This is a genomic window from Blastococcus sp. SYSU D00868 (assembly GCF_054050575.1).
Genome location: NZ_JBJGZO010000009.1, coordinates 94,532 through 117,255, shown reverse-complemented (window position 1 = coordinate 117,255; position 22,724 = coordinate 94,532). Strand labels below are relative to the sequence as shown.

At 76.0% G+C, this 22,724-nt stretch carries 24 protein-coding genes; 7 read left to right on the top strand and 17 right to left on the bottom strand.

The window, feature by feature from the left end; genetic code table 11:
* Nucleotides 1–37: 37 nt before the first annotated feature.
* Nucleotides 38–1,735 (top strand): phosphoenolpyruvate--protein phosphotransferase, encoded by a 1,698-nt coding sequence (locus ACI79F_RS10680; RefSeq protein WP_456545168.1) that lies wholly within the window; start codon nucleotides 38–40, stop codon nucleotides 1,733–1,735.
* Between the two features lie 143 nt (nucleotides 1,736–1,878).
* Nucleotides 1,879–2,001 carry a hypothetical protein gene (locus tag ACI79F_RS10675; RefSeq protein WP_456545169.1) on the top strand — a complete coding sequence of 41 codons (123 nt, stop codon included), beginning with the start codon at nucleotides 1,879–1,881 and terminating at the stop codon, nucleotides 1,999–2,001.
* Nucleotides 2,002–2,061: 60 nt separating this feature from the next.
* On the opposite strand, the gene ACI79F_RS10670 is transcribed toward ACI79F_RS10675, so the two are convergent.
* Nucleotides 2,062–2,583, bottom strand: coding sequence for a DUF4396 domain-containing protein (locus tag ACI79F_RS10670; RefSeq protein WP_456545170.1), 522 nt, complete (start codon nucleotides 2,581–2,583; stop codon nucleotides 2,062–2,064).
* Nucleotides 2,584–2,731: 148 nt separating this feature from the next.
* On the opposite strand from ACI79F_RS10670, the gene ACI79F_RS10665 reads away from it, so the two are divergent.
* Nucleotides 2,732–4,210: a diguanylate cyclase domain-containing protein gene (locus tag ACI79F_RS10665; RefSeq protein ID WP_456545171.1), complete on the top strand. Its 1,479-nt coding sequence runs from the start codon at nucleotides 2,732–2,734 to the stop codon at nucleotides 4,208–4,210.
* Here ACI79F_RS10665 and ACI79F_RS10660 read toward each other — a convergent pair.
* The 14 genes from ACI79F_RS10660 to ACI79F_RS10595 form a co-directional block, all read right to left on the bottom strand.
* On the bottom strand, nucleotides 4,207–5,049 hold the full coding sequence (locus tag ACI79F_RS10660) for a tyrosine-protein phosphatase (protein WP_456545172.1): 843 nt from the start codon (nucleotides 5,047–5,049) through the stop codon (nucleotides 4,207–4,209). The two genes, ACI79F_RS10665 and ACI79F_RS10660, sit on opposite strands and share 4 nt — an antisense overlap.
* A complete protein-coding gene (locus tag ACI79F_RS10655; RefSeq protein ID WP_456545173.1) occupies nucleotides 5,046–5,981 on the bottom strand; it encodes a 3-methyladenine DNA glycosylase in 936 nt (311 codons plus the stop codon). The genes ACI79F_RS10660 and ACI79F_RS10655 overlap by 4 nt, the downstream gene beginning before the upstream one ends.
* A gap of 33 nt (nucleotides 5,982–6,014) precedes the next feature.
* Complete coding sequence (locus ACI79F_RS10650; protein WP_456545174.1) at nucleotides 6,015–6,200, bottom strand: hypothetical protein; 186 nt, start codon at nucleotides 6,198–6,200, stop codon at nucleotides 6,015–6,017.
* A gap of 28 nt (nucleotides 6,201–6,228) precedes the next feature.
* Nucleotides 6,229–6,444, bottom strand: coding sequence for a hypothetical protein (locus ACI79F_RS10645; protein WP_456545175.1), 216 nt, complete (start codon nucleotides 6,442–6,444; stop codon nucleotides 6,229–6,231).
* A gap of 152 nt (nucleotides 6,445–6,596) precedes the next feature.
* Nucleotides 6,597–8,441, bottom strand: coding sequence for an acyl-CoA dehydrogenase (locus ACI79F_RS10640; RefSeq protein WP_456545176.1), 1,845 nt, complete (start codon nucleotides 8,439–8,441; stop codon nucleotides 6,597–6,599).
* A gap of 175 nt (nucleotides 8,442–8,616) precedes the next feature.
* The gene (locus ACI79F_RS10635; protein WP_456545177.1) at nucleotides 8,617–9,069 is read right to left on the bottom strand and encodes an ester cyclase; all 453 of its coding nucleotides are present in this window, start codon (nucleotides 9,067–9,069) and stop codon (nucleotides 8,617–8,619) included.
* 151 nt (nucleotides 9,070–9,220) lie between these two features.
* Nucleotides 9,221–9,637 carry a LapA family protein gene (locus ACI79F_RS10630; protein WP_456545178.1) on the bottom strand — a complete coding sequence of 139 codons (417 nt, stop codon included), beginning with the start codon at nucleotides 9,635–9,637 and terminating at the stop codon, nucleotides 9,221–9,223.
* Nucleotides 9,638–9,688: 51 nt separating this feature from the next.
* Nucleotides 9,689–9,859 (bottom strand): hypothetical protein, encoded by a 171-nt coding sequence (locus ACI79F_RS10625; protein ID WP_456545179.1) that lies wholly within the window; start codon nucleotides 9,857–9,859, stop codon nucleotides 9,689–9,691.
* 88 nt (nucleotides 9,860–9,947) lie between these two features.
* Nucleotides 9,948–10,373 carry a hypothetical protein gene (locus ACI79F_RS10620; RefSeq protein ID WP_456545180.1) on the bottom strand — a complete coding sequence of 142 codons (426 nt, stop codon included), beginning with the start codon at nucleotides 10,371–10,373 and terminating at the stop codon, nucleotides 9,948–9,950.
* A 56-nt stretch (nucleotides 10,374–10,429) separates the two neighbouring features.
* A complete protein-coding gene (locus ACI79F_RS10615; protein ID WP_456545181.1) occupies nucleotides 10,430–11,077 on the bottom strand; it encodes a TetR/AcrR family transcriptional regulator in 648 nt (215 codons plus the stop codon).
* 219 nt (nucleotides 11,078–11,296) lie between these two features.
* Complete coding sequence (locus tag ACI79F_RS10610) at nucleotides 11,297–11,437, bottom strand: hypothetical protein (RefSeq protein WP_456545182.1); 141 nt, start codon at nucleotides 11,435–11,437, stop codon at nucleotides 11,297–11,299.
* A 79-nt stretch (nucleotides 11,438–11,516) separates the two neighbouring features.
* The gene (locus ACI79F_RS10605) at nucleotides 11,517–12,437 is read right to left on the bottom strand and encodes a metal ABC transporter permease (protein WP_456545183.1); all 921 of its coding nucleotides are present in this window, start codon (nucleotides 12,435–12,437) and stop codon (nucleotides 11,517–11,519) included.
* Nucleotides 12,434–13,258, bottom strand: coding sequence for a metal ABC transporter ATP-binding protein (locus ACI79F_RS10600; RefSeq protein WP_456545184.1), 825 nt, complete (start codon nucleotides 13,256–13,258; stop codon nucleotides 12,434–12,436). The genes ACI79F_RS10605 and ACI79F_RS10600 overlap by 4 nt, the downstream gene beginning before the upstream one ends.
* Nucleotides 13,255–14,184, bottom strand: a complete 930-nt coding sequence (locus ACI79F_RS10595) for a metal ABC transporter solute-binding protein, Zn/Mn family (RefSeq protein ID WP_456545185.1) — start codon at nucleotides 14,182–14,184, stop codon at nucleotides 13,255–13,257. Before ACI79F_RS10595 ends, ACI79F_RS10600 begins: the two co-directional genes overlap by 4 nt.
* 167 nt (nucleotides 14,185–14,351) lie before the next feature.
* On the opposite strand from ACI79F_RS10595, the gene ACI79F_RS10590 reads away from it, so the two are divergent.
* Both ACI79F_RS10590 and ACI79F_RS10585 read left to right on the top strand, forming a co-directional pair.
* Nucleotides 14,352–15,461, top strand: a complete 1,110-nt coding sequence (locus ACI79F_RS10590; protein WP_456545186.1) for an acetamidase/formamidase family protein — start codon at nucleotides 14,352–14,354, stop codon at nucleotides 15,459–15,461.
* A gap of 133 nt (nucleotides 15,462–15,594) precedes the next feature.
* Nucleotides 15,595–16,473 (top strand): DUF559 domain-containing protein, encoded by an 879-nt coding sequence (locus tag ACI79F_RS10585; protein ID WP_456545187.1) that lies wholly within the window; start codon nucleotides 15,595–15,597, stop codon nucleotides 16,471–16,473.
* A 73-nt stretch (nucleotides 16,474–16,546) separates the two neighbouring features.
* Here the strand turns inward: ACI79F_RS10585 and ACI79F_RS10580 are convergent, their stop codons facing one another.
* Together ACI79F_RS10580 and ACI79F_RS10575 are read right to left on the bottom strand one after the other, a co-directional pair.
* A complete protein-coding gene (locus ACI79F_RS10580) occupies nucleotides 16,547–18,787 on the bottom strand; it encodes a cytochrome P450/oxidoreductase (protein WP_456545188.1) in 2,241 nt (746 codons plus the stop codon).
* 69 nt (nucleotides 18,788–18,856) lie between these two features.
* Nucleotides 18,857–20,317, bottom strand: coding sequence for an aldehyde dehydrogenase family protein (locus ACI79F_RS10575; RefSeq protein ID WP_456545189.1), 1,461 nt, complete (start codon nucleotides 20,315–20,317; stop codon nucleotides 18,857–18,859).
* Between the two features lie 61 nt (nucleotides 20,318–20,378).
* On the opposite strand from ACI79F_RS10575, the gene ACI79F_RS10570 reads away from it, so the two are divergent.
* Together ACI79F_RS10570 and ACI79F_RS10565 are read left to right on the top strand one after the other, a co-directional pair.
* A complete protein-coding gene (locus ACI79F_RS10570; protein ID WP_456545190.1) occupies nucleotides 20,379–21,479 on the top strand; it encodes an NAD(P)-dependent alcohol dehydrogenase in 1,101 nt (366 codons plus the stop codon).
* A 178-nt stretch (nucleotides 21,480–21,657) separates the two neighbouring features.
* Nucleotides 21,658–22,722, top strand: coding sequence for a zinc-binding dehydrogenase (locus ACI79F_RS10565; protein WP_456545191.1), 1,065 nt, complete (start codon nucleotides 21,658–21,660; stop codon nucleotides 22,720–22,722).
* The last annotated feature ends 2 nt before the right edge of the window (nucleotides 22,723–22,724 follow it).

Genomic DNA, 22,724 nt, shown 5'->3' with positions numbered 1-22,724 from the left:
CTCCGTCTCCCCGCCCCTGCGCCCCAGCGAGGTACCGATGTCCTCTCCCGTCGCCGCACCGCCGTCGTCGCCGACCGTGCTGACCGGCACCCCCGTGGTCCCCGGGGTGGCGTGGGGGCCCGTGGTCCGCCCGTCCGGTGCGGTGCGGCTGCCCGACGAGCCGGCCGGTCCGGTCGCCGAGGCCGAGCGCGCGGGGGAGAAGGAGCGCTTCGCCGCGGCCGCCGCGGTCGTCGCCGACCGGCTGGCCGCCCGGGCCGGCGCGGCGACCGGCGCCAGCGCCGAGGTGCTGGCGGCCACCGCGGGGCTGGCCCGCGACCGGGGGCTGCTGGCCGCGGTGGAGCAGCGCATCGACGCCGGCTCGCCCGCCGCGGTCGCGACCGTGGCGGCCGCCCAGCAGTTCGTCGACCTGTTCGCCGGGCTCGGCGGGCTGATGGCCGAGCGCGTCACCGACGTCCGCGACGTCCGGGACCGGATCGTCGCCGAGCTGACCGGCCAGGGGGAGCCCGGCGTGCCCGCGCCCGCGGAGCCGTCGGTGCTGCTGGCCGACGACCTCGCGCCGGCCGACACCGCGGGCCTGGACCCGGCCCGGATCACCGGGCTGGCGACCACCCAGGGCGGTGCGACCAGCCACACGGCGATCATCGCCCGGCAGCTCGGGCTCCCCTGCGTGGTCGCCGTCGCCGGGCTGGACGACGTCCCGGCGGGCGCGACCGTCCTGCTCGACGGCGAGCACGGCACCGTCACCGTCGCCCCGGACGAGGCGACCGCCCGCGCCCGGGTCGCCGAGGCCCGCGAGATCGCCGCGGCGCTGGCGGCCTACCGCGGGCCCGCGGTCACCCGGGACGGCGTCGCCGTCCCGCTGCTGGCCAACGTGCAGGACGGCGCCGGTGCCCGGCTGGCGGTGGACGCCGCGGCCGAGGGGGTCGGGCTGCTGCGGACCGAGCTGGCGTTCCTGGGCCGGGCGGAGGAGCCCTCGGTCGCCGAGCAGGCCGACGGTTACGCCGAGGTCCTCGCCGCCTGCGCGGGGCGGCGGGTCGTCGTCCGCACCCTGGACGCCGGCTCGGACAAGCCGCTGGCCTTCGCCACCCCGCCGGCCGAGGCGAACCCGGCCCTCGGCGTCCGGGGGCTGCGGGTGGCCCGCCGCGACCCGGGCCTGCTGGAGCGGCAGCTCGACGCGATCGCCGAGGCCGCCCGGCGGACCGGCGAGGTCCCGTGGGTGATGGCGCCCATGGTCGCCACCGAGGCCGAGGCCGCCGACTTCGCCGCGCGGGTCCGCGCCCGCGGCCTGGTGCCCGGGGTCATGGTGGAGGTGCCGTCGGCAGCGCTGCTGGCCGACCGCCTGCTGCGGCACGTCGACTTCCTGTCGCTGGGCACCAACGACCTGTCCCAGTACACGCTGGCCGCCGACCGGCTCTCCGGCGAGCTCGCCGACCTCACCGACCCGTGGCAGCCCGCGCTGCTCGCCCTGGTGCGGCACACGGCCGAGGCGGGCGCCCGGGCCGGGCGGCCGGTCGGCGTGTGCGGCGAGGCGGCGGCCGACCCGCTGCTGGCGTGCGTCCTCGTCGGCCTGGGCGTGACGTCGCTGTCCTGCGCCGCGTCGTCGGTCGCCGGCGTGGGTGCCCGCCTCGCCACGGTGACCGCGGACGCCTGCCGGCGGGCGGCGGAGGCGGCGCTGGCGGCGGCCGACCCCGCCGCAGCCCGGGCCGCCGCGCGGGCCGCCCTCGCCGCCGGATGAGGCGGCCGCACCCCCCCATGGGGTGAACTTCCGCAGGCGTGCGAGCGAACACGCCTGCGATCCTTCGGAATATTGGTGGCGCGACCTGCTTTACTACGGATGTCCGCGAACGACGAACACCCGGAGAGAGCACCATGAGCACCGTGTCCACCTGGCGTCAGCGTCGGCAGGCCTCGCGCACCCGCCGGGCCCTGGAGCGCGCGCTGTTCCGTGCCCCCAGCCCCGCGCTGCGCGACGAGCTGCTGACCATCGCCAACGGCCGCTGAGCCACCGCGACGCGAGCGACCCCGGCCCCTCGAGGGGCCGGGGTCGCTGCGCGTCGGGGGTCAGTGCAGCGCGTGCACGACCGCGTGACCCCGCCCGCGGCTCATCATCCAGCGGTTGACCGGCAGGGTGACCACGAAAGCCACGGCGAGCGCGAACGCCAGCGCGCCCCAGAACAGGACGTCGGCCAGCCCGGCCTCCATCGCCCCCGGCACGGCCACCAGGACGCCGTTGTCCACGAGCTCCATCACCGCGATCGAGGCGGTGTCCGCGGCGAGCGCGACCCTGACGGCGGCCCGGAACGGCAGGCCGGCGCGGAGCACGCCGCGCATCGTCAGGGCGTAGCCGAAGACGAAGGCCAGGGCGACGGCGAGCGCGACGGTCGCCCCGGTCGACCACCCCAGGCTCGTGCCGATCACCACGCCGAGCACCTCGCCGATCGCACAGCCGGTGAGGCAGTGCAGCGTCGCCTGCGCGGCGGTGGACCAGCTCACCCGCCCGGCAGCGGTGGTGTGGGCGTGGGCGCCCGCGTGCGCGTCGGCCTCGACGGGCCAGGCCTCCGCGGTTGGGTGGCGGTGCTCCATGGCGGCCTCCTCGCGATCCGTTCTAGTACCCCCCGGGGGTATATGCATTGGTACGCCGCCCGGGCGAGGCCGTCAACCCCCTGCCGCCGTCTCCCCCCGTCGGGGCGGAGCGCTCAACCGCCGGGCCCGTCGTGCCGATCCGGAGCAGGTGAGGACTCCCGACCGCGGCGGCGCGCTGCGGCGCCGGCACCGCGCCACCCCGCCCGCCGTCGAGCCGGACGGGACGACGGCGGTCCGCCTGGCGGCGTTGCAGGCGGCCGCCTCCGGGCTGGCCGCGGGGGCCGAGCCCCTCGACGCCCTCGACCACCTGCTGGCCTGCGCGGCCGAGGCGCTGCCCGGGGCCGGGCTGCTGCTGGCCGCCACGCCCCCGGACGGGGCCGGCGTGCTGTCGCGCGCCGTCGGGGTGCCCGCCGGGCAGGTGCCCGGCCTGGCCGCGGTGCTGCTGTCCGGCAGCGCGCCCGGCCCGGGCGCCGTCGTCGTCGACGTGGTCTGCGGCCGGCGCTGGCTGGGCCGGCTCGCCGCCCTGCCCGCCGCCGCGCCGCCGGCCGAGCCGGCGCCGACGGCGGAGCCCGCGCCGGCCGACGCGGCGCCGGTGCTGCAGGCCTCGGCCGGGCTGGTCGCTGCCGTCCTGGAGCGCTGGGCCGCCGCCGAGGACGCACGGCGCGAGGCGGCCCGCGCCGCCGCGCTGACCGCGCTGGGGACGGCCCTGGCCGGCGCCCCGGACGCGACCGCCGCGTGCGTCGAGGCCGCCGGGGTGCTCCCGGCCGCCGTCGGGTGCGACCGGGCGAGCCTGCTGCTGTGGGAGGCCGGGACCGGGCGGCTGCGCGCCGTCGCGGGCGCCGGGGCCGCCGAGGCCGTCCCGCTGGAGCTCTACGCCGAGGAGACCCCCGAGCTGGTGGGGATGCTGACCGACCGGGCGCCCCGGGTGCTGCGCTGGGAGACGTGCAGCCCGGCGGTGCGGGACCTGCTGGGCGCCGGCGGGACCACCGACGCCCTGGCGGTGCCGCTGGTCGCCGGCGACGTCTTCCTGGGCGTGGCCGCCGCGAGCTGGCCGGCCGGCGGCGCGCCGGCCGGGCTGGAGGGCGAGCACCTCGACCGGCTGCGCGGCGTCGCCGACCAGGTGGCGGTCGCGCTGGACCGGATCCGGCTGGCCGACACGCTGCGGCACCGGTCCACCCACGACGCCCTCACCGGGCTGCCCAACCGGGAGCTGCTGCGGCAGCGGCTCGAGGCGGCGCTCACCGCCGTCCGCGCCGACCAGCACGTCGGCGTCCTCTGCTGCGACCTCGAGGGGTTCGTGGCGGTGAACACCGAGCACGGCGCCGCGGCCGGCGACGAGCTGCTCCGCCAGGTCGCCGCGCGGCTGCGGGCCGCCGTCCGTCCGGCCGACACCGTGGCCCGGGCCGGCGCCGACGAGTTCGTCGTCGTCCTGCCGGGCCTGACCGCCGCCGGGGACGTCGAGGCGGTGCTGACCCGGGTCCGCGCCTGCTTCCGCGAGCCGTTCCGGCTGGCGCGCCGGCCGGTGGAGGTGGCCACCGCCGTCGGCGTCGCCGTCCACTCCGGCGAGTGGGGCGTGGCCGACGACCTGCTCGCCGCCGCCCAGGCCGACTGCCGCCGGGCGGGCTAGTCGCGCAGCCGGGCCCGCAGCGCGGCCTGCTCGGCCGGGCCGAACCCGTGCGCGGTCAGCCAGCCGGCCGGTCCGCCGTGCCGCTCGTCGAGCAGGTCCAGCACGCGGGCCATCGTGTCGGCGCGCGGGGTGTGCCGGGCCAGGTCGGAGTGGTCCATGTCGCCGCGGTAGGTCGGCGAGCTCGCCAGCTTGGCGACCAGGGCCTCGATGACGTCGGCGGTCATCGCGTAGTCGGCGACGATCTCCTCGTGCGGCACGCCGGCCACGGCGAGCGAGAAGGCCACGATGACGCCGGTGCGGTCCTTGCCGGCCGCGCAGTGCACGACCGAGGCGCCCTCGGCGGCGGCCAGGGCGCGCAGCGCGCCCACCACGTTCTCCGGCCGGTGGTCCAGGTAGCCGAGGTAGGAGCGCACGGCCGGCGGCTCGTCCTCGTCCTGCTCGGCGACCTGCCGGGGCAGCAGCGACTCCAGCCAGCCGCCGGGCAGCTCGGGCGCCTCGGCCTCCTCGACGGCGAAGACGTCGGTGTGGTGGCCGCGCTCGGGGAGCAGGCTGAAGTGCCGGTGGGTCACCTCCGGGACCGCGCGCAGCGGGCCGCGGCCCTCCAGGAGCACCTCGGCGGTGCTGCGCAGGTCGACGACCTCGCGGAGGCCCAGCTCGCCGACCAGCCGGCGCACGTCGTCCGCGCTGAGGGTCTGCAGGTTGTCGCTGCGCAGGACGCGCCCGTGCCGCGTCGTCCCTCCGTCGAGAGTGGGCAGCCCGCCCAGGTCCCGGGTGTTGGTGGTCCCGTCGAGGGTGAGCCAGCGGTCGGTGCGCACGGGGTCGGCGGAGCGAGAGGTCACGTCCCGACGGTACGGCGCTCCGGGGACGGGACGGTGACGGGCGGGTGGCCGCCGAGCAGCGCCGCGCAGACGTCGAGCAGCCGCCGCCGCAGGCCGGCGCCGCGCGCGGCGAGCTCCCGCTGCCGGCGCGCGTACTCCGCGCGGCCCTCCGGCGTCTCCACCGCGACCGCCGGCTCCCCGTAGCCGCTCAGGTCGTAGGGGGAGGCCTGCATGTCCAGCACCCGGACGTCGGCGGCCAGCGCGAAGCAGTCCAGCGCCAGCTCGCCGGGCACGGCCGGGCCCAGCTTGAGCGACCACTTGTGCAGGTCCATCCCCGCGTGCAGGCAGCCCGGCTGCTCGAGGTCCACCTGGGTGGCCCGGGTGGGCTGCAGCGCGTTGCGGCCGACGGCCTCCGGGGTGAAAAAGCGGAACGCGTCGTAGTGGGTGCAGCGGATCGGGTGCGCCTCGACCACGGCGTCGGTACCCGCCCGGCCCAGCCGCAGCGGCAGCGGGTGCCGGCGCTCGCCGGCGCGGTAGACCATCGCCCACTCGTGCAGCCCGAAGCAGCCGGTGAAGGCGGGCCGCCCCGCGGTCGCGGCCAGCAGCCGGGCGACGAACCGCACCGTGTCGCCGCGGTCGGCCAGGTAGGCGTCGGCGTCCAGGGCGACCACGCCGTCGGCGTCCGTGGCGTACCAGCGGGTGCCGCCCTGCGGCGCCGGCGTCCCGTCGTCCGCGGGCAGCAGCGCGGCCCCGGCCCCCGGGTGCCAGCGGCGCAGCAGCGCCGGGCGGGTGTCGTAGTAGGTGTAGAGGAAGTCCTCGACCGCGTGCGTCTCCCCGCGCGCCCGGCGGGCGCGGTGCCCCGCCGTCAGCGCGTCGGCGCGCTCGGCGTGCGCCGCGGCCCGCCGTCCCCACTCGCCCGCCGGGAGGCGGGCGGGCGGGAGGTCGGACGGCACCCGTCCACGATAGGAGGGGTGCCGTCCGCGGGGTCAGGACGCGTCGTTGCCGCCGCGGACGACGGAGTCGTCGCGCTGCGCCTCGTCGTCCGTGGTGAGCGTCGTGTCGAGCTCGCCGCGGTCGCCGGCGTTGTCGCCGGTCTGCCCGTCGATCAGGTTCTCGCTGCTGTCGGCGGTGTCCGGGGACTCGCCGTAGCCGGTGCTCTGGGGTTCGCTCATGTCGTCTCCTCGGGTCGCGTCCGCCGGCTCATTCCCCGCCGGGCGGATCGGCACGCTCGGAGAGGGCGACGTCACCCACCGCGCGGGCGGGCAGGTCGTCGCCGTGCTCGGCGTCGCGCTCGAGGGCGTCCTCGCGGGTGAGCGGCACGTCCTCGAAGGAGGCGCCGCTGTCGCCGTCGTCGCCGGTGGCGGAGGACGTGCCGACGTCCTGCTGGATGCGGTCGCTGCCCTGGGGGTCGGTCATGCGGTCCTCCATGCCCGCCGGGGCCGCCCCCACACGCGGCGAGGGCCGCCTCCCGGCGGGGGAGACGGCCCTCGCTCGTGACGTGCTGGAGCGGCCGTCGTGCAGGGGCCCACCGCGAGCTCGCGAGCGGTGGGGGGCACGGGGGTCCTCCGTCAGAACGCGGCCTCGTCGACCTCCATGAGGGAGTTGTCGGTGGCCTCGACGATGGCCCGCTCCCCGGCCAGGCGCGGCAGCACCTGGCTGGTGAAGAAGCGGGTGGCGGCGAGCTTGCCCTCGTAGAAGTGCCGGTCGCGCTCGCTGACCTCGCCGGCCAGCGCGGCCAGGGCCACCTCCGACTGGCGGATCAGCAGCCAGGCGGTGACCAGGTCGCCGACGGCCAGCAGCAGGCGGGAGGTGTTCTGGCCGATCTTGTAGACGTTGGCCATGTCGTCCTGCGCGGCGGTCAGGTGCCCGAACATCGCCGTGAGCATCGTCTGGACCTCGCCGAGGGCGGTCGCCAGGTGCGCCCGCTCCTCCTTGAGCCGGCCGTTGCCGGCCTCGGCCTCGATGGTCCCCTGGATCTGGGAGGCCAGCCAGGTCAGCGCGACGCCGCCGTCCTTGACGATCTTGCGGAAGAAGAAGTCCTGGCCCTGGATCGCCGTGGTGCCCTCGTAGAGGGTGTCGATCTTGGAGTCCCGGATGTACTGCTCGATCGGGTAGTCCTGCAGGTAGCCCGAGCCGCCGAGGGTCTGCAGCGACTCCTGGGTGAGCAGCTGGGTGGCGCGCTCGGAGCCGAAGCCCTTCACCACCGGCAGCAGCAGGTCGTTGACGCGGGCGGCGAGCCGCGCCTCCTCGCTGTCGGCCTGCCCGGCGGCCTGGGCCTCCACCACCTGGTCGCGGAAGCTCGCCGCGTACAGGTACAGGGCCCGCATGCCCTCGGCGTAGGACTTCTGCAGCATCAGCGAGCGGCGCACGTCCGGGTGGTGGGTGATGGTCACCCGCGGGGCGTCCTTGGCGGTGGCGGCCATGTCGGCGCCCTGCACGCGGTTCTTCGCGTAGTCCAGGGCCACCTGGTAGCCGGCCGACAGCGTCGCGATCGCCTTGGTGCCGACGAACATGCGCGCGTACTCGATGATCTTGAACATCTGGGCGATGCCGTCGTGCACCTCGCCGACCAGCCAGCCCTTGGCCGGGACCGGTCCGTCGCCGAAGGTGACCTCGCAGGTCGTGGAGACCTTGAGGCCCATCTTCTTCTCGACGTTGGTGACGTAGACGCCGTTGCGCTCGCCGAGCTCGCCGGTCTCGACGTCGACGTGGAACTTGGGGACGACGAACAGCGACAGGCCCTTGGTGCCCTGCTTCGCGCCCTCGGGGCGGGCCAGCACCAGGTGGATGATGTTGTCGCTCAGGTCGTGCTCGGCCGAGGTGATGAACCGCTTCACGCCCTCGATGTGCCAGGACCCGTCGGCCTGCTGCACCGCCTTGGTGCGGCCGGCGCCGACGTCGGAGCCCGCGTCGGGCTCGGTGAGCACCATGGTGGCGCCCCACTGGCGGTCGATCATGAGCTCGGCGAGCTTCTTCTGCTCGGGGGTGCCCAGCTCCCACAGGACGGTGCCGAACGTCGGGCCGGAGCCGTACATGAACACGGCCGGGTTGGCGCCGAGGATCATCTCGAAGGCGGCCCACCGCAGCGCCACGGGAGCGCCGAAGCCGCCGAGCTCCTCGGGCAGGTCCAGCCGGAACCACTCGCCCTCGGCGAGGGCCTGCACCGACTTCTTGAACGCCTCGGGCAGGACGACGGAGTTCGTCGCCGGGTCGAACTCCGGCGGGTTGCGGTCGGCCTCGGTGAAGGACGCCGCGATGGGGCCCTCGGCCAGTCGGCGGATCTCGGCGAGCACGCCGCGCGCGGTCTCGGCGTCCATCTGGGCGAAGGGCCCGGTGCCGAACCTGTCCTTGGTGTCGAGGAACTCGAAGAGGTTGAACTCGAGGTCCCGCAGGTTCGCGGTGTAGTGGCTCATGCGCGTGTGGCTCCCGTGCTCCATGCCCGTGTACGGCGGGTCCGTACCCGCCAGTAACAAACGCTATTACCGGTCGGTAACAACGGCAAGCGTGCCGGCCCGCGACACGCTCGGACGGAGGAGGACGGGGACGCGCGACGGCGCCGGCCCGGGCGGGCTGGCGCCGGACGCGCGGTCAGGCGGGCTGGGGCTGCTGCCCGATGGACGCCGGGTCCACCAGCCCGAGCTGCACGAGGAAGTCCAGCTGGTCGAAGTAGAGCGCGTGCGAGACGGCCACCCCGCCGGCGACGGTCAGCACGTCGCACTCCCGCAGCCGGATGCGGCGCCCCGTGGCCGGCAGCTCGTCGCCGTCCGGCAGCGCCAGCGGGCCGGTGTGCGTGGCGACGAGGTGCCCCCGGTCGACGGCGGTGTCCCCGGCCTCCAGCTGGGTCGGCAGCTCGAACGTCGTGTCGGGGAACGCGCGCAGGAAGCCCATCAGGTACTCGACGACGCCGGCGCGCCCCTCGATGCGCCCCTCGTCGGGGGTGTCGAGGACGGCGTCGTGCGCGTAGAGCCGGCCGAGCTCGTCGGCGTCCCCGGCCGACAGCGCGGCGGTGATGCGGTCCATGATCTCCCGTGCCTGGCCCATGACGGCTCCCTCCGTCGCCGGACCGGCCGGCGGCCGCCGGCCGGGGAACGGGAGCGATCCTCGGGCGGGGCCGGGGCGGCGACCAGGGTCGTCGGTCGCTGGGCGCGGGGGCGGGCGCCGGCGGCGCGGGTTCAGCGGTGGCGGCGCCGGGTCAGCGGTTCCGGCGCCGGGCGCGCAGGACCGCGCCGGCCAGGCCCGCCACGAGGGCGCCGAGGACCGCCGCGATCAGCAGGGCGAGCACCAGCGGGGCGTCGACGTTGCCGAAGACCAGGCTGATGTCGACGGTCTGGGTGTTGAAGACGACGAACAGCACCAGCACGACGGTGACGAAGAGCAGGAGCGCCAGCGCCGCGCTCCGCCCGACCGTCTTGCCGGTGGATCGGCCCGTCGTCGCGGGCGCGCCGGTGCCGGTGCGGCCGGGTGCCCCGGCCGTGCCGCCCGGGGCGCCCAGGGGTGCACCGCCGGCGGGGCCACCGGGTGAGCCGTGGCCGCCCGGGGCACCGGGGGCCCGCGGCGCGCCGGGGGTGGGGCCGGGATAGGGGTCCGCGGGGGAGCCAGGCGTCGTCACGCCGTCCAGTCTGCCCCTCGAAGGGCAGGTCAAACGGGCGCGAGCGCGCGATCAGTGCGCGTCGGGCTCCGTGCCGGCCGGCGGCCAGGCGGGGCCGGCGATCCCGTCGGCCGGGCCCTCGGTGGCGCCGAGCGACTCACGGTCCTCGCCGGGCGCCTTCTCGGCGCCCAGTGGCTTCGCCTCCCGCTCGGATCCGGCGTTGTCGGCGTCAGGCATCGTCATGGGTCGGCCCGTGCCCGCCCGGCCCCGAGGGGAAACCGGGGGACGGCACGTGGCCGCGGTGCGGTCCGCAGGACCGCCGTGTCGCGGCTCAGTCGCTCAACGCGGGGCCGGCCTCGTGGCGCGGGTGGCCCTGGGTGCGCTCGCGCTGCTTCATCCGCGCCTCGTAGACGTGCCGGTCGCCGCCGGACAGCTCGTTGCGCGCCCGCTCGTCGAACGCGCGGAAGGTCGACCAGTAGCTGGCGTCGTAGTCCTCGACGATCTGGAAGGTCCAGCGGTCGGCGATCACGTTGCGGCCGACGAGGTCGCGGTCGAGGTCGTCGGCGAGCTCGGTGTGGCCGGCCTTGCGGAAGAGTTCGACGGCGTCCTGGAGCAGGAGGTCGGCCTTGCCGGAGTGCTGGTGGAACCCGTAGAGCTGGCCGCGGGCCTGCTCGATGGTCTCCAGGGCCTCCGAGAGCTTGCCGAGGCCCTCCACGGTGGTGTCGTCGAGGTCCGGACGGCTGCGGTCGTTCGTCACCCCTGCATCCTGCGGTCCGGCAGGTCCGGCCGCGCGTCCAGAGGGGACGGCGGTGGTCAGACGGCCGCGGGGGCGGCCACCGCGGCGTCGATCAGCCGCTCGGCCAGCTGGCGCCCGTGGGCTGCCGGGCCGTCCGGGCCGAGCAGGCCGCCGGAGAGGTACATGCCGTCGATGACCAGGTGGATCTGCGCGGCCAGGTCCTCGCCGGCGCCGGGCAGCAGCTGGTCGGCGAGGCGCTCGAGGCGCGCGTGCAGCTCGAACTTGTAGTCGGCGGCCGCGCTGCGGGCCGGGTGCGTCGGGTCGTCGTACTCGCTGCTCACGTTGGTGAAGGGGCAGCCGCGGAAGCCGGCGCGGGTGACGTCGCGCTCGACGATGTCCACGACGGCCAGCAGCGCGGCGCGGGCGTCGCCGTCTAGGCGCGCGAGCTCGGCGTCGACGGCGGCGAGCACGGTGGCGGCCTTGCGGGCGAGGTAGGCGCCGACGAGCTCGTCCTTGCTCTTGAAGAGCCGGTAGACGGTCATCTTCCCGAGCCCGGTCTCCCGGACCAGCTCGTCCATGCCCACGCTGCGCGAGCTGCGCGCGGCGAACAGCCGCTCCGCGGTGTCGAGGACGATCGCCTGCCGCTCCGCGCGGCTGCGGCGGACGGGCACGCCGTCGGGGCCGGAGGCGTCGGCGGGAGCGAGGGAGAGGGCGGCTGCGGTCACGTCCGGATCGTGCACCGGGTCGTGACGGAGCAGTTCGCGGCACGCCGGTCGGTCGGCCAGGTTGGTTGCACTGGGTGACGAGAGGCGCCCGGGTGGGCCGGGGCTCCGGGTGTCGGTGGGACTTCTGTGACGATGCGTGACGCCGCGTCAGGGGTGCGAGGTGCCCGCGTGGCCCCGCCCGGTCGCTCCCGCCGGGCTCCGCGAGGCCGGCGGCGTGCGTCAGGCCCGGCGGATCCGGCGGGGGTTGGCGAGCAGGCGCGAGACGGGACCGGCCGTCGACTGCTGGTCACGGGCCTCGTCGACCAGCTGGTCCACGGTGTCCTCGGTCGCTACTCGGGCGTCGCGCTGCGTGTCCTCCATGCAACACAGGGTCCCCTCCGGACACCGCCGGAAAACAGCCCCCGGGGAGTGAGATGCAGCCCAAAGGCTGAGATCTCCCTCACAGCGCGGTCGCGCGGCCCGTCGTCGGGACGGCGTCGTGGGTGTGCCCGCCGGCGTGCCCGGGGCCGGGGTGCGGCCGGCTGCCGCGCCGCCGGGTCCCCACCAGGACGCCGGCCCAGACCAGCACCGAGACGGTGACGACGAAGAAGCTCGGCGGCAGGTCGACCATCGCCGCCAGGACCAGGCCCACCCAGACCGACAGCAGCGCGACCCCGACGGCGATGCCCGCCACGCGCCCGGGCCGGGCGGTCAGCCGCAGGCCGGTCGCCGCCGGGGTGACGACGAGCCCGAACAGCAGCAGCGTGCCCACCACCTGGACCGCCATCGTGATCGTCAGGGCCAGCAGGACGACGAAGGCGACGCCGAGGGCCCGCACCGGGACGCCGCGGGCCTCGGCGACGGCCGGGTCGACCGAGGCGAAGACCAGCGGTCGGGCGATCAGCGCGAGCGCCAGCGCGACCGCCGCGGTGAAGAGGGCGAAGAGGGTCAGCTCGCCGTCGGAGACCGCGAGCAGGTTGCCGAACAGCACCGACGTCGTCGTGCTCGCGTTGGCGCTGGCCAGCGAGCCGAACAGGACGCCGAGGCCGGTGGCGAAGGCGAGCACGGTGCCGGTGGCGATCTCCCGCTCGGCGACCCGGCGCCCGAGCAGGCCGATGAGCAGACCGCCGCCGACGCAGAACACCGCCAGGCCCAGCGTGATCGGGGCGCCGACCAGGATGGCGCCGGTGGCGCCGGGGAAGCCGATGTGCGCCAGCGCGTGCGCGGCGAAGGCGTTGCTGCGGGTGACGACGAAGTAGCCGAGCAGCCCGGCGGCGACGGCGACCAGCGACCCGCCGATCAGCGCGTTGCGCATGAAGTCGGTCTGCAGCACCTCCCACCAGTCGGACTGGAACTGCACGGCGGCGGCGAGCGCGCTCATGCGAGGTCCGGCCCGGTGGCGCGGGTGAACAGGTCGCCCTGCGCCGTCCGCACGACGCGCACGGTGGTGCCGTACAGGTGGGTCAGCAGGTCCTCCTGGACCACCTCGCCGATCGGGTCGTGGTGGGGGTGCCCGTCGAGCAGGTAGACGGCGTCGGTGAGGACCGGCAGCAGCGGGTTGAGGTCGTGCGCGACGACCATGATCGTGACGTCGCGCTCGCGGCGCAGCTCGCCGAGGAGGGTCACGATCTCCTGCTGGTTGCGCAGGTCGAGGTTGGCCAGCGGCTCGTCGAGCAGCAGCAGCTCGGCGTCGTCGACGATCGCCTGGGCGATCGCCACCCGCTGCTGCTGGCCGCCCGAGAGCTCGGACATGCGCCGGTCGGCGTACCCGAGCGCGCCGACGCGGCGCAGCGCCTCGTCGACGCGCGCCCGCTCGGCGGCCGTGGTCCGGCGCAGGCCGAAGCGGTGGCCGGTGACGCCGAGGGTGACCAGGTCGCGGCAGCGGATCGCGTCGCCGAGGGCCGCGGTGTAGTTCTGCGGCACGTAGCCGATCCGCCGGTCGCCGCGGCGCGGCGTCGCGCCCAGCACCTCCACCCGGCCGGCGGCGACGGGCAGCAGGCCGAGCGCGACCTGGAACAGGGTGGTCTTGCCGGCGCCGTTGGGGCCGATCACGCCGACGACCGCGCCGGCGGGCACGGCCAGGGTGCCCTCGGACCAGACCGTCTGCCCCCCGCGGACGACGCTGACGTCGTCGAGGACGAGGGCCGGCGGCCGCACCACCCCCTCCGCCCCGGCTGGGGCGAGCCCGGCGGGGACGCTCATGCCTCGTCCGCGAGGGCGTCGGAGAGTGCTCCCAGTTGCGCGACCTGCCACTCGACGAACGAACCGTCGTCCTCCGGCGCGGATTCCGTGACGTCCACGACGGGGACGTCGGCCTCCTCGGCGGCGGCCCGCAGCTGCTCGGGGAGGCTGCCGGCGGTCTGGGCGTTGTAGACCAGGACGTCGACCCGGCCCTCGGCGAGGGCGGCGGCGAACGCGGCGAGGTCCCCGGGCGCCGGCTCCCCCTCGTTGCCGACGGCGTCGCGGTAGCCGGCCGGGGTGGCGTCGGTCAGGCCGACCGCGCGGGCGGTGCGGTCGAACACCGGCTCGGTGGCGGCGTAGGTGCGCCCGGCGGCGAGCTCGCGCAGCCGGGCCAGCGCGGCGACGTAGGGCTGCAGCTCGGTGGTGAACAGCTGGCGCTGCTGCTGCAGGTAGGGCGCGGCGTCGGCGGAGAGGTCGGACAGCGCCCGGGTCACCGCGTCGGCGAACCGCGGGACCAGTTCGGGCTCGTACCACAGGTGCGGGTCGTCGCCGGTCCGGGCGCCGGCCACCTCGGCGACCTCGAGCACGACCGGCCGGGGCGAGACGCCGTCGGCGGCGTCGGCGGCCCACTGGTCGTAGCCGAGGCCGTTGTGGACGACCAGGTCGGCGTCCTCGAAGGCGGCGACGTCCCCGGTGCTGGCCTCGTGGTCGTGCGGGTCGCCGGCGCCGGAGCCCAGGACGGTCGTGACGTTGGTGCAGTCGCCGCCGAGCTGGTCGACGATCGAGCCCCACTGGGCCACCGACACCACGACGTTGAGGACCTCGCCCGGGCAGTTGGCCGGGTCGCCGGCGTCGGTGACCGGGCCGGGGTCCCCGCCCGAGCAACCGGTCAGGGCGAGTCCGGCGAGGACCGCCAGGGCGGCGGCGGTGGTGCGGGGGGCGGGCACAGCACTCCTGAGAATGGTTATCGGTCGCAGACCAGTATGGCGCATGGGCCGGGGTCCGACCCGGCCGCGGCGCCGTCCCGCCCGCTGCGCACGCCGTCTCGCGATGCGATATGACATGTCACGAGGTGGAAACGGCGCGGTAACGCGCACGCGGTGCGATGGCGGGCATGACCACCGCCACCTCCCTCCTGGCGCTCTCGCCGCAGGCCGAGCGCACGTTCGCCGCCCCGGCACCCTCGCAGCACGAGCTCCCGGCGACGCCGGGGACGGTGCGCTGGGGGGCCATCGACCCGGCCGCCGAGCCGGTGCTGGAGGTCGCCTCCGGCGCCGGGCTGGCCCTGGAGGCGGTGAGCCACCACGCCGGGGACGCCCCCGAGCTGATGATGGACGCCGGGCTGGACGCCATCTGGGCGGCGATCCCCGAGGGCGAGCGGGGGCCGGGCGTGCACGTGCTGACCGGCCCGGTGGCCGTCGCCGGCGCGCGACCGGGCGGGGCGGTCGCCGTCCGCATCGAGACGATGGCCCCGCGGGTGCCCTACGGCTCGAACTGCGCCGCCAACTGGGGGCTGCTGTACGACACGTACGGCAAGGAGCGGATCACCGTCTACGAGCTCGACCACTCCGACGGCACGCCGGCCACGGACTTCCCGACCATCGCCCAGCCGGTGTTCGGCTACGACTTCACCTCGCGCGCCCTCTACGACGTCCCGGGCTGGCGGACGCCGGCGTCCGCGCGCGTGGAGGAGCCGTTCACCCGGCCGGTGCGGGTGCCGGTCCGCCCGCACTTCGGGCTGATGGGCGTGCTGCCCGGCGGCGACGACGTCCTGTCCAGCATCCCGCCCGGCGTCTTCGGCGGGAACGTGGACAACTGGCGGTTCGGGCCGGGCGCGACCGTCTTCTACCCGGTGTTCCGCGAGGGCGCCGGCGTGTACTGGGGCGACCCGCACTTCGCGCAGGGCGACGGCGAGGTGTGCGGCACCGCGATCGAGGCCTCGGCCAACGCGACCGTGCGGCTGGCGGCGGTCGACGACCTGCAGCTGCGCGCCCCGATGCTGGAGACCGGCACCCACTGGTACACCCACGGCTTCGGCGCCGACCTCGACGCGGCCGCGCGGATGGCGGTGGAGGAGATGATCACCCTGCTGCAGTGGCGGGTGGGCCTGTCGGCCGACGACGCCTACTCGCTGTGCTCGGTCGCCGTGGACATGGGCGTTACCCAGGTCGTCGACGGCACGCTCGGCGCGCACTGCGGCATCCGCCGCGACATCTTCGGCTGATCTCCCCGCCGCCCCCCTCGACGAGATCTGCACAGTCGTCACCATCAGCGGTTGATGCCGCCCACTGTGCAGATCTCGTCGAGGCTGTGGACGGCGTCAGCGGGCGACGCGCCGTTCCGGGCACCCTGCGCCGGTGCCCAGTCGCCCGCCCCGCCTCCGCGTCTCCGGCCCCACCACCCGCTCCGCCGTCCTGGCCGAGGGGTTGGGTGAGCGGGCGCTCCGCCATCCGGGCGTCCGCCGGCTCTCCCGTGACACCTACCTGCCCCGGGCGCTGGTGGACGACGTCGTCTCCCGCGCCTCCGCCGTCCTCCTGACCGCACCACCCGACGCCGTCGTCAGTCACCGCACGGCAGCGGAACTGTGGGGGCTGGAGATCCCGCTCCAGCCGCGGGACGCGCGGGTGCACGTGACCGTCGACCCCGGGAGCGCCGTCCGCGCCCGCTCGGACCGCTGCGTCCACCGGACCGCGCGGGTGCCCGGGGACCTCACCGAGACCAGGGGCGTCCCCGTCACGACGCCTGCCCGGACGTGGCGCGACCTCGCCTCGGTGCTCCAGCCGGCCGCCCTGCTCGCTGTGACCGACCAGGTGCTCCGGCGGTGCTGCACGCCCGCCGACCTCGCCGACGCCCTGGCCCGGCGTCCGGGTGGGCGGGGGGCCAAGCGGGCGCGGGACGTGCTGCCGCTCGGGAACCCCCGCGCCGGGTCGCCGATGGAGTCGGTGCTCCGGTGGCTGCTCCACGAGGCGGGCCTGCCGCAGCCCGTGCTCCAGTACCGGATCGTCGACCGGGCCGGGCGCGTGCTGGCGGAGGTGGACATGGCCTGGCCCGAACACCGCCTCGTCGTCGAGTTCGACGGCGACGTGCACCGCGAGCGCGACGTCTTCGTCCGGGACCTCCGCCGGCAGAACGGGATCGTCCTGACCGACTGGACGGTCCTGCGCTACACCTCCGCGGACACCCAGAGCCGTCCGGACGCCGTGGTGGGCGAGATCGGCGCGGCGCTCGCGCGCTGAGGCCCGGGCGAGATCTGCACAGTCGTCGGCATCAGAGCCTGATGGTGACGACTGTGCAGATCTCGTCGAGGAGCTAGAGGTCGAGGGTCAGCGACGGGGTCCTCGCCCGGCCGACGCAGACCATCATCGAGCGGCCCGCCGCGCGCTCCTCCTCGGTGAGCACCGAGTCGCGGTGCAGCGGCTCCCCGGCCAGCACCCGCGTCTCGCATGCGCCGCAGTAGCCCTGCTCGCAGTCCGACGACAGCGAGGGGACGACGTCGCGCAGCACCTCGACGATCCGCCGGTCGGCCGGCACGGTCACCGTCGTCCCGGTGCGGGCCAGGTGGACGTCGAAGGGCACGTCGCCGGAGGTGTCGATGACGACCTCCTCCGCGGGCGCGGTGAACCGCTCGACGTGCAGCCGGTCGCTCGCGCCGACCGCGGCGCAGGCGGCCTCGACCGCGGCGATCATCGGCGCCGGCCCGCAGCAGTAGACCGCCGTCCCCGGGCCGGTCGCGGCCACCGCGGCGGCCAGGTCCGGGATGCCGTGCACGTCCTGCGGCAGCAGCTGCACGCGGTCGCCGGCCAGCGCCACCAGGTCGTCGGCGAAGGCCATCGACGCCGCCGTCCGCCCGCCGTAGAGCAGCCGCACCGGCGCGCCCCGGCCCACCAGCTCGCGGGCCATCGCCAGGATCGGCGTGATGCCGATACCGCCGGCGACCAGCAGGTAGTCCGGCGCCTCGACCAGCGCGAAGTGGTTGCGCGGCCCGCGCACGCTCAGCCGGGCGCCGCTGCGGGCCAGCTCGTGCAGCTCCACCGAGCCGCCGCGGCCGGCCGCCTCGCGCAGCACGGCCACCGTCCAGGTCGGCTCGGTGGGGTCGCCGCACAGGGAGTACTGCCGCAGCCGCCCCGAGGGCAGCCGCACCTCCAGGTGCGCACCCGGCGCCCAGGCGGGCAGCGGGGCGCCCGACGGGTCGGCGAAGGTCACCGCGACGACGTCGGTGGCCACGGTGCGGACCTCGGTGACCTCGAGCTCGCGGGTGACCGGCGTGGAGGGGACGGCCCCGGCCGAGCCGAGCCGCGGCCCGGGGGTGAACAGCGCGGGGATGGCGTCCCAGCCGGTCTGGTTGCCGCGGGTGGGGTAGGGGACCAGCCCCTCCGGCAGCACCCGGTAGTCGGGCAGCCGGGTGAGGACCTGGCGCATCATCTCGCCGAACATCGCCCGGGCCAGGTGGGCGCCGGCGCACCGGTGGGTGCCGATGCCGAAGGCCAGGTGCCGCTGCGGGTTGCGGTCGAGCACCACCGTCTCGGGGTCGGGGAAGACCTCCGGGTCGTGGTTGGCGGCCACCCACGGGATGAGCACCCGCTGGCCGGCGGCCATCCGGACGCCGCCGACCTCCGCGTCGGCCAGCAGCGTGCGGGCCATCGACTGCGACGGGGCGAACACCCGCAGGAACTCCTCGACGGCGACGTCGAGCAGGTCCGGGTCGTCGATCAGCCGCTGCCGCTCCTCGGGGTGCTCGGACAGCCACACCAGGGTCGAGCCGGTGAGCGACGTCGTCGTGTCCACCCCGCCGGCGACCAGCAGGTACATGACCGAGACGAGCTCCTGCTCGGTGAACGGCCGGCCCTCGGGGTGCTCGGCGTGCACCAGCGCCGACACCGCGTCGTCGCGCGGGTCCTCCCGGCGCGCGGCGATGAGCTCGCGGATGCGGCTCTCCAGGTACATCAGCCCCTCGACGCCGCGCATGGCGCGCTCGGTGCCGGGGACGCTGGCGAAGATGTCGTGCACCGGGCCGGCGAGCTTCTTCCAGTCGTCGGTCGGGAAGCCGAGCCAGTCCAGCGTGACCGCGGCCGGCACCGGGTTGGTGAGGTCGCGGACGAAGTCCACCGAGCCGGACTCGACGAACGCGTCGATCGCCGCGGTCGTGTGCCGGGCGATCATCGGCTTCAGCGCCTCGACGGCCTCGAACGACAGGAGCGGGTTGATCAGCTCCCGGTAGGGCGTCGCCCTGGGCGGGTCGAGCTCGATCGGGTACTGCTCCAGCCCCGGGCCGAAGGGGATGACGAAGGAGATGCCGCGGTCCCCGGCCGGCGCCCGCTCGGAGGAGAAGGTGGCGTCGTCGCGCGCGATGCGGACGACGTCGGCGTGCCGGGTGGTGAAGAAGAAGCCCTCGTGGGCCTCGGTCCAGCCGACCGGCCGCGTCTCCCGGAACCGGCGGTAGTAGGCCACCGGGTCGGCGTTGGCCGCGGGGGAGTGGTGGTCGAACTGCTCGGCCGCGGGGTCGACGGGAGGCTCGGCGACGAGGTCGGGGCTGGGGTCGGTGAGGGTCAACTCGTGCTCCGGAGGGGCTCGAGGCGGGACGCGCGGTGTTGCCCGGCCGCGCCACCGGGAGTCGCGAGCCTAGACGGCACGCGGCGGGAGCAGGCGGATGGCCACGGCCTTCTCCTGGGTGTACTCGCGCATCGCGGCGTAGCCGCCGCCGCGGCTGAAGCCGCTGTCCTTCTGCATGTTGAAGGGGAAGCCGATGACGCCGGCGTCGTGGAACTGGTTGACCGCGACCTGGCCGCTGCGTACGCCGGCGGCCATCCGCAGCGCGCGGGAGACGTCGGAGGTCCAGATGCAGGACAGCAGCCCGAAGTCGGTGCGGTTGGCCAGCTCCAGGGCCTCGGCGTCGTCGGCGAAGGTCTGGATCGCCAGCACCGGGCCGAAGACCTCCTCGCGGACGATCCGCGCGTCCGGCGAGACGCCGTCGACGACGGTCGGCTCGACGTACCAGCCGGCGTCCCGGTCGCCGGGCACGCCGCCGCCGGTGAGCACCCGGGCGCCGGTCGCGGGCAGCTCGGAGAGGAAGCCGAGCACCCGGTCGCGCTGGGTGGCGTTGACCAGCGGCCCCATGTCCAGGTCCTCGTCCCAGGCGCCGATCCGCACCGCGCGCATCGCCTCGACGACCCGCTCGCGGACCTCGTCGGCGATCGACTGCTGCACCACCAGGCGGGAGCCGGCGTAGCAGTTCTGCCCGGCGTTCTCGGTGATCGAGCCGACGATCGCCGGGATCGCGGCGTCGAGGTCGGCGTCGGCGAAGACCAGGTTCGGCGACTTGCCGCCGAGCTCGAGCTTCACCGGGACCAGGTGCTCGGCGGCCGAGCGCATGATCGCCCGGCCGGTCGCGGTCGAGCCGACGAAGCTCAGGTGGTCGATGTCGCGGTGGCCCGACAGCGCGGCGCCGGCCTCAGGCCCGCCGGTGACGACGTTGAGGACGCCCGCCGGCAGCCCGGCCTCGGCGGCCAGCTCGGCCAGCGCCAGCACGACCAGCGGCGCGACCTCCGAGGGCTTGAGGACGACGGTGTTGCCGGCGGCCAGCGCGGGCGCGGCGTTGGCCGCGGTGAGGACGGCGGGGACGTTCCACGGCGTGATGACGGCGCAGACACCCAGCGGCTCGAGCAGCGTGTAACCGTGGAAGTCCGGCGTCCGGGTCGGCAGGGTGACGCCGGTCAGCTTGTCCGCGGCACCGCCGAAGTAGCCGATGATCCCGCCGGCGATGAAGGCGTTCATCCGGCCGCCGGACAGCGGCTTGCCGACGTCCTGCGCCTCGAGGGCGGCCAGCCGCTCGGCGTTCTCGAAGACCAGCTGCGACCAGCGGGAGATCAGCGCGCCGCGGTCGGAGGGGTTGGTCGCGGCCCAGCCCGGGGCGGCGGCGCGGGCCGCGGCGACCGCGGCGTCGACGTCGGCGGCCGTGCCCTGCGCGACGGCGGCGAACGGGCGGCCGGTGGCGGGGTCGACGAGCTCGAGGCGACCGCCGCCGGCCGCGGGCGCCCACTCGCCGCCGATGAACTGGAGCCCCTCGCGCACGGACGTCGTCATGCGGGAATCGTCGGGTGAAGCATCTCGCCAGTCAAGACGGTCTCTCGTAACGTGACACGACATGACCGGTCGACCGACTGCCGTGACCGCCGCCGTCCTGCGCGACCCCGCGGGGCCCCTGGAGCTCGTGGAGCTGGAGCTGGCGCCGCCCCGGGCCGACGAGGTGGTGGTGCGGCTGGTGAGCACCGGCATCTGCGGCACCGACCTGGAGTTCCGCTCCATGATGACCCCGCCGGTGGTGCTCGGTCACGAGGGCGCGGGCGTCGTGGAACAGGTCGGCGAGGGGGTGACGGACCTGGCCGTCGGCGACCCGGTCGCGATGACCTTCGCCTTCTGCGGCGAGTGCGGGCCGTGCCGCGCCGACGCCATGGCCTACTGCGAGAACTTCTGGGCGTACAACTTCATCGGCACCCGCCCCGACGGCAGCACCGCCCTGTCCGAGGGCGGACAGCCGGTGCACGGCCACTTCCTCGGCCAGTCCTCCTTCGCCACCCACGTGGTCGCCCGGCGCGGCAGCGTCGTCAGGGTCCCCGAGGGCACCGACCTCACCGTGGTGGGGCCGTTCGGCTGCGGCTTCCAGACCGGCGCCGGCGGCGTGCTCAACGTCCTGCGCCCGGCGCCGGGCGCCTCGATCGGCGTCTTCGGCGCCGGCGCGGTCGGCGCGGCGGCGATCCTGGCCGCCGTCGAGGCCGGCTGCACGACGATCGTCGCCGTCGACGTCAACCCGGCGAAGCTGGAGCAGGCGCGGGCCCTGGGGGCGACGCACACCGTCGTCGCGGGCGGGCCGGACCTCGCCGAGCGGGTCCGGGCCGAGGTGCCCGGCGGGCTGCAGTACGGCCTCGACACCACCGGCCGGGCCGACGTGCTGCGGGCGGCCGTCGAGTCGCTGGCCCCGCTCGGCGTCTGCGGCGTCATCGGCGTGGGCGCCAGCGCCGAGATGTCCTTCGAGTGGCGCTCGATCCTGGGCACCGGCCGCTCGGTCGTGGGCATCACCGCGGGCGCCAGCGTCCCCGAGGAGTTCCTGCCGCGGCTGGTGGAGCTGCACCGGGCGGGTCGCTTCCCGGTCGACGGGCTGCTGACGCACTACCCCTTCGCCGAGGTCAACCGCGCCCTGGACGACGTCCGCGCCGGCCGCGTCGGCAAGGCCGTCCTGACCTTCTGACGGGCCGCCCCGCGGCGGTGACCCTCGTCACGGGGGGCGCGTGACCGGGGTCACACGGTCGGCCGCGCCTGTTACAACCGCGTTGATTCCGTAACGGCCTCGACGTGACCGTTGACAGGGCCTGCGACCCCGACAACAGTGACCGGCACTGGTCCGCATCGTGAACCAGTGATTCACCATGCGAGACGGCAGCGAGACCGGGACGGAGGTGCGGGCGGGCATGCGGGCGATGGTGCAGACCGGCTTCGGCGGTCCCGAGGTGCTCTCCCTCGAGGAGCGCCCCCTGCCGGTGCCCGGGCCCGCCGACGTGCTGGTGCGCGTCGCCGCCTGCGGCCTGAACCAGCTCGACGTCCTCCAGCGCCGCGGCGACGTCCGGCTGCCCGGCCTCGAGCTGCCGCACGTCGCCGGGATGGACGTCGCCGGCGTCGTGGAGGCCGCCGGCGAGGAGTCGCCGGTGCCCGTGGGCGCCCGGGTCCTCCTCGACCCCAGTGTCCCCTGCGGCGCCTGCCCGCTGTGCCACGAGGGCCGCGGCGGCCACTGCCCCAACCTGCGGATCGTCGGCGCCACGATCGACGGCGGCCTCGCCGAGTACGTCGTCGCGCCCGCCTCGGCCGCGCACGTCGTGCCGGACGCCGTCGACCTGGTCGACGCCGCCTGCCTGCCCACCCCGTGGGCGACCGCCCACTCCGCCGTGGTGCGCGTCGGCCGGCTGCGCGCCGGGGAGACCCTGCTGGTGCACGCCGCCGCCGGGTCGGTCGGGCTGGCCGCGGTGCAGATCGCCCAGCGCGTGGGCGCCCGCGTGGTCGCCACCGTCGGCAGCCCGGAGAAGGCCGCGGCGCTGGCGAAGGTCGGCGTCGAGCACGTCGCCACCAGCGCCGACGCCGTCGCGCCGCTGGTCGCCGAGGTCACCGAGGGCCGCGGCGCCGACGTCGTCCTCGAGTACCTCGGCCCGGCGACCTGGGCCCGCTCGATGGCCGCCCTGCGGGTCGGCGGCCGGCTGGTCTTCCTCGGCAACACGACCGGCGACCAGGTCACCTTCTCCCTCTCCGACGCCTTCCACCGCGGCCTGGAGCTGCTCGGCGCCGGGGGCTACCTGCCCAGTGACACGGCCGCCGCGCTGCAGCTGTTCGCCGACGGCGGGACGGCGCTGGTGGCCGGCAGCTTCCCGCTCGAGGAGACCGGCGCCGCCCAGGACCTGCTCTGCGCGCGGAGCACCGTCGGCCGGGTCCTGGTGATCCCGTGACC

Bases quoted from the DNA above. Each gene is read 5' to 3' on its own strand.
- ACI79F_RS10680 (WP_456545168.1), top strand. From the start codon at position 38: ATGTCCTCTCCCGTCGCCGCACCGCCGTCGTCGCCGACCGTGCTGACC.
- ACI79F_RS10625 (WP_456545179.1), bottom strand. From the start codon at position 9,859: ATGACGATGCCTGACGCCGACAACGCCGGATCCGAGCGGGAGGCGAAG.
- ACI79F_RS10565 (WP_456545191.1), top strand. From the start codon at position 21,658: ATGCGAGACGGCAGCGAGACCGGGACGGAGGTGCGGGCGGGCATGCGG.
- ACI79F_RS10570 (WP_456545190.1), top strand. From the start codon at position 20,379: ATGACCGGTCGACCGACTGCCGTGACCGCCGCCGTCCTGCGCGACCCC.
- ACI79F_RS10645 (WP_456545175.1), bottom strand. From the start codon at position 6,444: ATGACCGACCCCCAGGGCAGCGACCGCATCCAGCAGGACGTCGGCACG.
- ACI79F_RS10590 (WP_456545186.1), top strand. From the start codon at position 14,352: ATGACCACCGCCACCTCCCTCCTGGCGCTCTCGCCGCAGGCCGAGCGC.
- ACI79F_RS10635 (WP_456545177.1), bottom strand. From the start codon at position 9,069: ATGGGCCAGGCACGGGAGATCATGGACCGCATCACCGCCGCGCTGTCG.
- ACI79F_RS10670 (WP_456545170.1), bottom strand. From the start codon at position 2,583: ATGGAGCACCGCCACCCAACCGCGGAGGCCTGGCCCGTCGAGGCCGAC.
- ACI79F_RS10610 (WP_456545182.1), bottom strand. From the start codon at position 11,437: ATGGAGGACACGCAGCGCGACGCCCGAGTAGCGACCGAGGACACCGTG.
- ACI79F_RS10640 (WP_456545176.1), bottom strand. From the start codon at position 8,441: ATGAGCCACTACACCGCGAACCTGCGGGACCTCGAGTTCAACCTCTTC.
- ACI79F_RS10605 (WP_456545183.1), bottom strand. From the start codon at position 12,437: ATGAGCGCGCTCGCCGCCGCCGTGCAGTTCCAGTCCGACTGGTGGGAG.
- ACI79F_RS10650 (WP_456545174.1), bottom strand. From the start codon at position 6,200: ATGAGCGAACCCCAGAGCACCGGCTACGGCGAGTCCCCGGACACCGCC.
- ACI79F_RS10600 (WP_456545184.1), bottom strand. From the start codon at position 13,258: ATGAGCGTCCCCGCCGGGCTCGCCCCAGCCGGGGCGGAGGGGGTGGTG.
- ACI79F_RS10575 (WP_456545189.1), bottom strand. From the start codon at position 20,317: ATGACGACGTCCGTGCGCGAGGGGCTCCAGTTCATCGGCGGCGAGTGG.